Source organism: Chitinimonas violaceus (genome assembly GCF_052601015.1).
In genome coordinates this window covers 1-9,084 of sequence record NZ_JBQXDJ010000103.1, presented here as the reverse complement: position 1 = coordinate 9,084, position 9,084 = coordinate 1, and the positions used below count along the sequence as shown (strand labels likewise).

Here is a 9,084-nt window from a genome sequence, read left to right as displayed (position 1 = left end):
AGAGCTTGAGGTGAGCGACCTGCATGCGGCGATAGAGGCCGCCAATCACTAACCCCTCCTCGCTCCAGTCAAACTGAAATGCCTCACCCAACGCAAACTGCAGCGGTACAAAGGCGTGCAGTGCACTACCTTTACGACCGCGCCAGGCACGGATAAAGGCTGTCAGTTGGCTGTAACCGCCTTGGTAACCCTCCGCCTTGATTTGCGTGAACAGCGCCCGGGCTGTGCGTCGATCCGGTTTGGGCCGATGGGAATCAGCCTGGAGTGCCTGCTCCAATGTGGCGTAGAAGGTAGAGAGTTTCCCAGCTGACGCTGCTCGCTGGTAAGTGGGTGGCGCCGGCTCCTCTGGCATTCGAAGCCATTTTCGGATGGTATTGCGCGACAGACCGGTGCGCTTGGTAATCTCATGTAGCGACAGCTTGTCGCGTAGATACATCCGCCGAACCTTGCCTAACATTTCCATGGTGATCACCCTTTCTCTCCTGCCTAGAAATTAGGCAGGGCAAGTAGAACACCTGGGTCAGTTTTGAATCGGCACTAGCACTTTGGCTGGGTCAGTTTTCGGTCAGCCGCAACAACTTGGCCAACGAAGCAGCAGAACAGAACCTAACTACGTACTTGGCAGTTGCACGACACAACATCAACCCCCTTGTAAAAACCGGTTTTTGTCACTTCTGCGAGGCTTCAATTACTGGCTTGTTTTGCGACGCTGACTGCCGCGATGACTACCAACGTCAAGCGGCACAACTTCGCAGGCTTGGCCGGAGCTAGCATCGTGCGCCACTCGGAAAGCTCTCCCAACTCCTTAACGCCTAGCCACATAGATAAGCCACATCCATTCCTAGACGGTGTAAGTGCTGCGTTCCATGTGTCCATCTTTTTTTTACTACAAACCCTGATTTTTCTAATCGAAAGAAATTAACCGTGCCGAATGACGTCTATTACTCCCCGCAATATTCGAGGAGGTACAAACCATGAGAAAACAAACTTTCACCGTAGACCAGTTGCTAGATGCCATTCGCAGCGCTGGAACATTGGACGAGCTTAAACACTTGGCAGGCCCAACTGACGAGGAAGAGGCTCTAGCCAAGCAGCGCATGGCACGACTAGACAGGCTGTTCGATAGCTACGGAGCCAACATGAACTCCTGGCCTTGGCATGCTCGTGAAACCTATGAGCGAATAAACAATGCGCAAAAAGCCTTTGAAAACACTTACTGCTAACTCGCCCAGGTGACAACGCATTGCCCCCCCCACCAACTGGCCAATGTAGCTAGCGTAAAAGTCCACCTGTTCTTTCAACTCAGAAAAGATAACTAAATGTCCGCTTACGACAATACCTTTCACGATGAAATGAATAAATGCAAAAACAAAATAAAGAGTCTAATTGCCGCAAAACAGAAAATAGACTTACACGAATTGTTAAAAAATAAACTAAGAGAATCAGGCATTATTTGTTATCAGTGCGTTCATATTGACGAATCCGTCACATGCTTAATTGTCATTTATTGCAGGTCAATTGATTCAGTATTAATTGAAAAATTAAATACATTTCGCTGGATTGATTCGAGCCTTGGCACTTGGGGAAATAAACCCTATTACACAGCCATTTGCCCCGAAGGAAATAAATATAACTTCTTGCCAGTTGATCCATTCAACCCACAAGACTTTTCACAAACGATCAACCTCATAAACAACACGAAAACGCAACACTAGTTAAGTTACTACCCGTCTGATATCTCAACAAGAAAATATGCAAATGAAAAATCAACGACTTGAGAAACTTGAATCCATAACCAGAAGGACTACAAGGCTGTTCAACGAAGTAGAAGGGATCGTTAAGGAAGAGCAGAGGATTTACTCAACTTATCCAGAAGATTCTAAAACCAAATATGAAAGTCTTAGCCGAGAATATTTAATCCAAGACCTAAACCATATTGCTTATCTACTTAAAAAGACTCAACGCCACATTGAAGAGTCTTATACGTGGGTGAAAAATGTATGACAGAAAAAAACCTAACCTTTGAACTTCTCACTAACGCAATATATGACTCTGCGCCATTCGAGGAATTAAAACGAAATATGGCCCAAGCCCTAGAGAATTAGAACTAAGCTACTTTCGGTTAACTAGCATTGCTACGCCATTTGACTTGTATAGCCTTGACGTTGGTGTATGGCCACCTGAGTCAATTGCGCAATACCGAAAACTCCACGGCAAACAAACCAAATTTGAACATGCATATTACTAATCCTCAACCACCCATTAACAACCGATTATTTCTTACACAAGGCGAAATGGCAGAACTATGCGGTATCAAAGGTGGTCGCTCAGGACTAAGCCGGAATCAACGGCAAATTAATTGGTTAAGAACTTCGGGCATTCCCTTCGTGGTTAACGCAGCAGGCCGGCCTATCGTGGCCGTTGCAGCCGTAACCGGTACCGGGAAAGTAGAACAATCAAAGCCAGCCTGGTCGCCGCGGGCCTTACAAAAGGCAGCCTAACCAATGGGCAGAAAACCAACCAAAAACCTGAATTTGCCCCCGCGAATGCGTGCCAGAAAACAACGATCTGGCACGGTGTATTACTACTACGACCAAGGCGGAATACCCCGCCACGAAGAGCCACTAGGCAAGAATTTCATTGAGGCTGTTCGCAAATGGGCGGAATTGGAAAAAACAGAAACACCTGCGGCCGGCAAAATTACGTTTCGTCATGCGGCCGAACGCTATTTCCGTGAAATTGTGCCCACCAAGAGTGAGGCCACGCAAAGGGACAATTTTCGGGAACTCAAGAATCTTTATAAATTCTTCGATAATCCGCCTGCACTGCTTGACGATATCGAACCATTTCACATTGATCAATATTTAACCTGGCGCGGCCAGACCGCCAAAACTCGCGCCAATCGCGAGAAAGCGCTGTTTTCCCACATTTGGAATCATGCGAGAAAATGGAGGTATACGTCCATAACCAACCCTTGCCAGGGTATCAAGGGGCACAAGGAAAATCCACGTGATACTTATGTGGATGATGCCGAATATAAAGCGGTATGGGAGGCTTCGGATGACTTACTTAGGCTGGCACTGGATTTAGCGTTGCTGATCGGCCAACGCCCTGCAGATGTGCTGAAAATTAATACCACCGATATTCGAGGAGGCATGTTATGGATTAAGCAGAATAAAACCAAGGCACGTTTACGTATTGTGATTGAGGGTGCGCTACAAATCGTGCTCGATAGAGCCTTGGCCAGGAAACAGACATTGCCTAACCGCAACTCCCAGCTCCTCGCGTATGAAGACGGCACGCGCTTTACTTATCGCCAATTAATTTATCGATTCGAGAAAGCGCGAGCGCTGAGCGGCCAGACTTGGCAATTTCGTGATTTACGCGCCAAAGCCGGCACTGACGCAGACGCCATGGGCGGTATCAAAGCCGCCAACGCCTTGCTTGGCCACACGACGGAACAACAGACAGCGGACTACATACGGCATCGCACCGGCAAGCTGGTGAAGCTCACACAGCCGACTTAAACACCCATCAGTGCGCACGCAATTTACTACGGGAGCAATTCATTTTGCGGAGCGGGGCTGTTTTTGCGGAGCGGAAAGTGAAACGGCTCCCATCGCTGGAAGCCGCATCAACTAAAGTGGTGCCCGGGGTCGGACTCGAACCGACACGCCTTGCGGCGGGGGATTTTGAGTCCCCTACGTCTACCAATTTCATCACCCGGGCTGAGTGAGGGGCGCATTATGCCCACCCACCCACAGTCGGTCAACCCTCTTTCGCATCTTCTTTTAGCTGGAGGGCGCGTTCATAGAGGATGTTGCGGTTGCCGCCGGTAATTTCTGCTGTCAATTTAACAGCTTGCTTAACAGGCAGCTCTCGCACCAACGGTGCAAGAATATTGTCGAAACCAGCAGCATCGTCCTTAACTTGAGCGGGTGCGGCCTCAACTAACACGACCAACTCACCGCGTTGCTGATTGCTGTCGGTACCTACCCAAGCAGCTAGTTCGCCCAAGGGCGCACGGCGGATGGTTTCGAAAGTCTTGGTAAGCTCCCGGCAAACAACGGCAACACGCTCTGGTCCAAACACAGCAACCATATCGGCCAAGCTATCAACGATGCGGTGCGGAGCCTCAAAGAAGGCGATGGTGTGTGGGAGCTGCTTTAGCCCTTCCAGTTCTTTGCGGCGGGCCGTCGTTTTGGGCTCCAGGAAACCATAAAACTGAAAGCGCGGGGACTGCATACCCGCGGCGGCAAGCGCTGCCAGCACCGCCGAAGCACCTGGCACCGGGATGACGCGAAATCCCGCCGCATGTACCGCTTTTACAAGACGCGCACCAGGATCACTTACCGCTGGCGTACCCGCATCCGAAACCTGAGCAACCGCTTCACCTGCACGTAGGCGTTCAATGAGCTTATCCGCAGCCTCATGCTCGTTATGCTCACGCAGTGAGATCATTCTGGTATCGATGCTGAAATGTTTCAGCAACTGTCCGGTCACACGCGTATCCTCGGCAGCGATGACGTCCACCTGGGCAAGTACAGCGCGCGCGCGCGGCGTTAAGTCGGCCAGATTCCCGATGGGAGTGGCCACCACATATAATGCAGGTCGATCTATCAACCACGGCTCGCCATGCACGGTTATATTCCTTCTCGTTGGACTGCTGTTTTAACGGCGGCGCTACTCTACCTTGGCATGCCAATAGCGGCCAGCGCAGAAGAGGTCACGCCAACGCCTCCAACGCCAGCTACTACCCCGGCCAAGGCACAGGCACATATCGCTTTGATCCTGCCCACCAAGGCAAAGTCATTTGCGGTGCCGGCCGAGGCGATACAGCTCGGCGCACAAGCTGCAGAGGAAAAGTTGGGGGATGAAGTCACACCCAAGCTGCGGCTCTACCCTACTACCGAGCGCGATGACGATGCGCTGCTGGCTTACCAACAGGCAGTAGCCAATGGGGCCATCGGTGTGATCGGCCCTCTCACTCGCGGTGCAATCGCCAAGCTGGCCGAGCATGGCGCCCTTGAAGTGCCTGTACTGGCGCTCAATAGTCTGGAAGGCCTCAGTAACGTATCCAACCTGTATGGATTGGGTTTGTCGATTGAAGCCGAAGCACGCCAGATGGCGCGATTGATGCAGACCGACGGCAGCACCAAACCCTTGCTGATTGAAACCGACGGCGCTTTGTCCAAACGTACGCGTGAAGCCTTTTCGAATGAGTGGCATCGCATCACCGGCTCTCTACCTATAGAAGTGAAATTCAGCGAGAGTAAAGATGGCCTGAACAGGCTGAAAGAAAACGTACGCGCCCTAGCGCCAGATGCCATATTCCTGGCGGCCGACCAGAAAAAAGCGCGGCTGATTCGTCCCTACCTTGGGGCTGATCAACCTGTTTATGCCACCTCTCAAGTCTGGAGCGGTAAGTTTGGCCGTGTCTCTGTGGTGAATAACGACTTATTGGGTGTGCGCTTTGTCGATATGCCTTGGCTACTCGACCCCTACCATAACGACATGCTGCAATTCAAACATGCAAGCAAGCCGCTCTCGCCCGATATGGAGCGGCTATATGCCCTGGGTTTGGATGCTTATCGGCTCAGCTTGCAGCTTGTGACAGCAGCACCAGGGGCCAATATCGAATTGGAGGGGGTAACCGGCGTTTTACGTTTATCCGACAGTGGTCAATTCAGCCGTGAACTGCTTCGTAGCGAGGTCGGCAGCCAACCCCGCACACCTAAGCCTGAACCCGAACCCGTAGTCGACCCGGCAGCAACAAGCCCGCTTACCAACTAACTCCCTCAGAACCCGTTGAACGATCTAACCGCGCAACCGTGATCGGGGTTGATATGCGCCTCAAAACCCTCATGTACACCAGTGTATTCGGGCTTATGCGCTGTACTTCACCGTACTGATTGTTGCGCGTGCCGGATCACGAACTAATTCACGCACGCTAGTAGCATGTCCTGCCCCATCGCGTGTTATACGGTATTGCGGATAGACAAACAGATTTGGAAAGCCATGTCACAAACCAAGGGAGCAGCAGCTGAAGCATTGGCAGCGGAATACCTTGTTCAGCGCGGCGTCAGTATCATTGCGCGAAACTGGCGCTGCCGGATGGGCGAACTGGACCTGATCGCCAACGATGCCGGCACCTTGGTGTTCGTGGAAGTCCGCAGCCGTGCCATTGGCCGCTTTGGCGATGCCGCTGCCAGTATCACCACCAGCAAGCAAGCCAAGCTGGTAGCCGCAGCCCAGCAATATCTTGCCACCCTCGGCCGTACCCCGCCCTGTCGCTTCGATGCCGTACTACTGGATGGCACTACCGAGCCGCGTTGGCTGAAGAACATTATTGAGATCTAACAATATGGATTTGATTGCCCGTATCAACCAACACTTTCTGGACAGCATAGCAGCCAAGGAAGATGCCCGTGAAATGCTGGCCGCTCCCACCGCCGTAGCGGCAGAGCGTATCGTTACCGCCCTGATGGGCGACCATAAAATGCTGGCTTGCGGCAATGGCCCTTCTGCGGCCGATGCACAGCACTTTGCCGCCCGCATGATAGGCCGCTTTGAAAAGGAACGCCCTGGTCTGCCTGCCGTAGCGTTGAGTACCGATACCGCCTCGCTTACCGCGATTGCCGATGATTACGACTATGACTTGGTGTTTTCCAAGCAGGTGCGTGCCATCGGCCAGCCGGGCGATGTACTGTTGGCGTTCTCTCCGTCCGGTAACTCAGCCAATGTCATCGAAGCCATTTATGCAGCGCACGAGAAGCAAATGACTGTCATTGCGCTTACTGGCGGCGATGGTGGCAAGATCACTGAACTTTTGGTGGGCGAAGATATCCAGCTCAATGTGCCTACGGCTCGCCCCGCTCGTATTCAGGAAACCCATTTGCTTTTAATCCATAGCCTTTGCGATGCCATCGACTGCATCCTGCTCGACGGAGAATAAGACCAATGCTGAAACGTGTATCTACACTTGTCCTTGCTCTGCTTGCCGCCAGCCAGCTGAGCGCTTGTTTCCCACTACTGGTGGCTGGTGTTGGTACCGGTGTTGCCGTCACCCAGGATCGTCGCGCTTCTGCGGTGGTGTGGAGCGACCAGAAAGTTGAACAGGCTATTGGCAAGGAGATTGCCGACCGTTTTGGCAACCATACCCACGTCAATGTCACCAGTTACAACAAAGGCGTCTTGCTGAGTGGTGAAGTCCCAGATGAGGCTACCAAGGCAACTATAGAGAAAGTAGCGCGAGACACATCCGACGTACGTCAGGTCTACAACGAATTGGCCATCATGCTGCCTTCCAGTATCTCAGCCCGTGCCAGCGATACTGCGCTGACTACCCGCGTCAAAACCCGGATGGTGGAAGCGAACAAGTTCTCGCCCTTGCATGTGAAGGTGGTGAGCGAACGTAAACAGGTATTCCTGATGGGTCTGCTGACTCGCAAAGAAGCCCAGGATGCCGCCCAGATCGCCAGCCAGACGCAAGGGGCAGAAAAGGTGGTCACCCTTTTTGAGCATCTGGATTGATCCAGCCCTCTGTCTACCCGACCTGAGTCATAAACGAAGCCCGCCATATGGCGGGTTTTCTACATCCATCGATTGCAGATACAACCCGTGGGGACGTAAATTCAAGCATCCAATCCACTTGCCTGACCATGTTCATCGATACCCACTGCCACCTCGATGCCCCCGAGTTCGATGCTGATCGAGACGAAGTGGTAGCTCGCGCACAGGAGGCAGGCATAAGCCAGATGATAGTGCCGGCGATTAGCCTGCCGACCTTGGCGGCCACGCTGGCAATGCGCAGCCGTTATGGCTGCCCTGTTGCCTTAGGCCTACACCCTATCTATGAACGTACCCATCGCGACGAGCACCTGCTGGCTTTGCGCAATGCCATTGCCCAAGTACAACCCATTGCTGTCGGCGAAATTGGTCTGGACTTCTTCGTCGCCGGGCTGGATGCACAACGGCAAACTGATATCTTCGCCGCACAACTTAAGCTGGCACGCGACTTCGACCTACCAGTGCTACTACACGTACGTAAGTCGCAAGATCAAGTTCTCAAGCAGCTGCGCCGCTTTGGCGTACGTAGAGGTATTGCCCACGCATTCAATGGCAGCCCACAGCAGGCAGATGCATATATCAAACAGGGCTTCAAACTGGGTTTTGGGGGCAGCCTTACTTTTGAGCGGGCACTCAATATCCGCCGCCTCGCCACCGACCTGCCCCTGGAAAGCATTGTGCTGGAAACCGATGCACCAGATATTTCGCCGAGTTGGGCTTACATGCAACGCAATGAACCCGCCTATCTAAGCCAAATCGCAACTGAGCTCGCCCAACTGCGTGATATCAGCCTGTCTGCGCTGGCGGCACAAACCAGCGCCAACGCTCGGGAGGCCCTCAATTTGCATTTCCCGTAACCGCTAGAGCTGCAGCAAAAAGGCAAACCTTACGTTTGCCTTTGTTATTTTTGCTGGAGCCTTACTTTTGAACTAGCGTCAGCTGATCGGCTGACACCCAGCCGGCACGGACTGTATCAGCGCGGGAACCCGTATCAGGGCGGTAACCAACATAGGGGTCATGCGTAACAAGCAAATTCTTGCTTAGGGCTTGAACGAAGCTCTATCGCGCGCTTTACTTTGAACTGAAGGGAATGACTGTATTTCTTTAAGGGCAATACCGTCTTCGCAAGGAGTGCAATTTCGCTATCTCGTCGAAAATTCTCCACGGTTCCCTGGAAATAGATATCGGCCAACATCGCACAACACCCTTGCTTTACACTGATAGCCTCATGGCCATTCGGTGCAACACGAAGCAATAACACCTGCCAACTGGTGGGCTGTTTGACAACATAACCCTCTTTGGTCCCATACCAGATTACTGTCGCATTACCCTCGGAACATAGCGCACTACCGGTGTACACAATGTCCGAAAAACCATCTTTGTCTACGTTGACCTGTCCTGACAACCGTAGACACACCCACTTCAAATGCAGACCAATTGCCTGCTGAATTTTTCTGCAAACACCGCCGGTGCCAAATTACCTAGCCGAGAGTGGCGTCGTTGGCGGTTGTAAAA

Annotated in this window: 12 protein-coding genes and 1 tRNA gene; 10 read left to right on the top strand and 3 right to left on the bottom strand. The window is 52.3% G+C overall.

Annotation, left to right across the window (positions count from 1 at the left end):
- The coding region (locus ACUHMQ_RS19420) for an IS21 family transposase (RefSeq protein ID WP_510182282.1) at nucleotides 1–463 on the bottom strand (463 nt) is incomplete at its 3' end.
- A gap of 511 nt (nucleotides 464–974) precedes the next feature.
- Between ACUHMQ_RS19420 and ACUHMQ_RS19415 the strand changes: the two genes are divergently transcribed.
- The 5 genes from ACUHMQ_RS19415 to ACUHMQ_RS19395 all read left to right on the top strand — a co-directional run bounded on the left by ACUHMQ_RS19415 (nucleotide 975) and on the right by ACUHMQ_RS19395 (nucleotide 3,527).
- Nucleotides 975–1,223 carry a hypothetical protein gene (locus ACUHMQ_RS19415; protein ID WP_445297110.1) on the top strand — a complete coding sequence of 83 codons (249 nt, stop codon included), beginning with the start codon at nucleotides 975–977 and terminating at the stop codon, nucleotides 1,221–1,223.
- 96 nt (nucleotides 1,224–1,319) lie between these two features.
- A complete protein-coding gene (locus ACUHMQ_RS19410; RefSeq protein WP_445297109.1) occupies nucleotides 1,320–1,715 on the top strand; it encodes a hypothetical protein in 396 nt (131 codons plus the stop codon).
- Nucleotides 1,716–1,758: 43 nt separating this feature from the next.
- On the top strand, nucleotides 1,759–2,004 hold the full coding sequence (locus ACUHMQ_RS19405) for a hypothetical protein (protein ID WP_445297108.1): 246 nt from the start codon (nucleotides 1,759–1,761) through the stop codon (nucleotides 2,002–2,004).
- 230 nt (nucleotides 2,005–2,234) lie between these two features.
- On the top strand, nucleotides 2,235–2,501 hold the full coding sequence (locus ACUHMQ_RS19400) for a DUF4224 domain-containing protein (protein WP_445297107.1): 267 nt from the start codon (nucleotides 2,235–2,237) through the stop codon (nucleotides 2,499–2,501).
- A 3-nt stretch (nucleotides 2,502–2,504) separates the two neighbouring features.
- Nucleotides 2,505–3,527: a tyrosine-type recombinase/integrase gene (locus ACUHMQ_RS19395; RefSeq protein WP_445297106.1), complete on the top strand. Its 1,023-nt coding sequence runs from the start codon at nucleotides 2,505–2,507 to the stop codon at nucleotides 3,525–3,527.
- A gap of 117 nt (nucleotides 3,528–3,644) precedes the next feature.
- Here the strand turns inward: ACUHMQ_RS19395 and ACUHMQ_RS19390 are convergent.
- Both ACUHMQ_RS19390 and rsmI read right to left on the bottom strand, forming a co-directional pair.
- A tRNA-Leu gene (locus tag ACUHMQ_RS19390) sits at nucleotides 3,645–3,729 on the bottom strand.
- A gap of 39 nt (nucleotides 3,730–3,768) precedes the next feature.
- Entirely contained in the window at nucleotides 3,769–4,641 is an 873-nt protein-coding gene (gene rsmI, locus ACUHMQ_RS19385; RefSeq protein WP_445297105.1) for a 16S rRNA (cytidine(1402)-2'-O)-methyltransferase, read from the bottom strand.
- Between rsmI and ACUHMQ_RS19380 the strand changes: the two genes are divergently transcribed.
- The 5 genes from ACUHMQ_RS19380 to ACUHMQ_RS19360 all read left to right on the top strand — a co-directional run bounded on the left by ACUHMQ_RS19380 (nucleotide 4,636) and on the right by ACUHMQ_RS19360 (nucleotide 8,426).
- Entirely contained in the window at nucleotides 4,636–5,793 is a 1,158-nt protein-coding gene (locus tag ACUHMQ_RS19380; RefSeq protein ID WP_445297104.1) for a penicillin-binding protein activator, read from the top strand. The genes rsmI and ACUHMQ_RS19380 overlap by 6 nt on opposite strands.
- 225 nt (nucleotides 5,794–6,018) lie before the next feature.
- A complete protein-coding gene (locus ACUHMQ_RS19375) occupies nucleotides 6,019–6,360 on the top strand; it encodes a YraN family protein (protein ID WP_445297103.1) in 342 nt (113 codons plus the stop codon).
- Between the two features lie 4 nt (nucleotides 6,361–6,364).
- Nucleotides 6,365–6,955 carry a phosphoheptose isomerase gene (locus ACUHMQ_RS19370; protein ID WP_445297102.1) on the top strand — a complete coding sequence of 197 codons (591 nt, stop codon included), beginning with the start codon at nucleotides 6,365–6,367 and terminating at the stop codon, nucleotides 6,953–6,955.
- A gap of 5 nt (nucleotides 6,956–6,960) precedes the next feature.
- Complete coding sequence (locus ACUHMQ_RS19365; RefSeq protein WP_445297101.1) at nucleotides 6,961–7,533, top strand: BON domain-containing protein; 573 nt, start codon at nucleotides 6,961–6,963, stop codon at nucleotides 7,531–7,533.
- 47 nt (nucleotides 7,534–7,580) lie between these two features.
- Nucleotides 7,581–8,426 carry a TatD family hydrolase gene (locus ACUHMQ_RS19360; protein ID WP_445297100.1) on the top strand — a complete coding sequence of 282 codons (846 nt, stop codon included), beginning with the start codon at nucleotides 7,581–7,583 and terminating at the stop codon, nucleotides 8,424–8,426.
- Nucleotides 8,427–9,084: the final 658 nt, after the last annotated feature.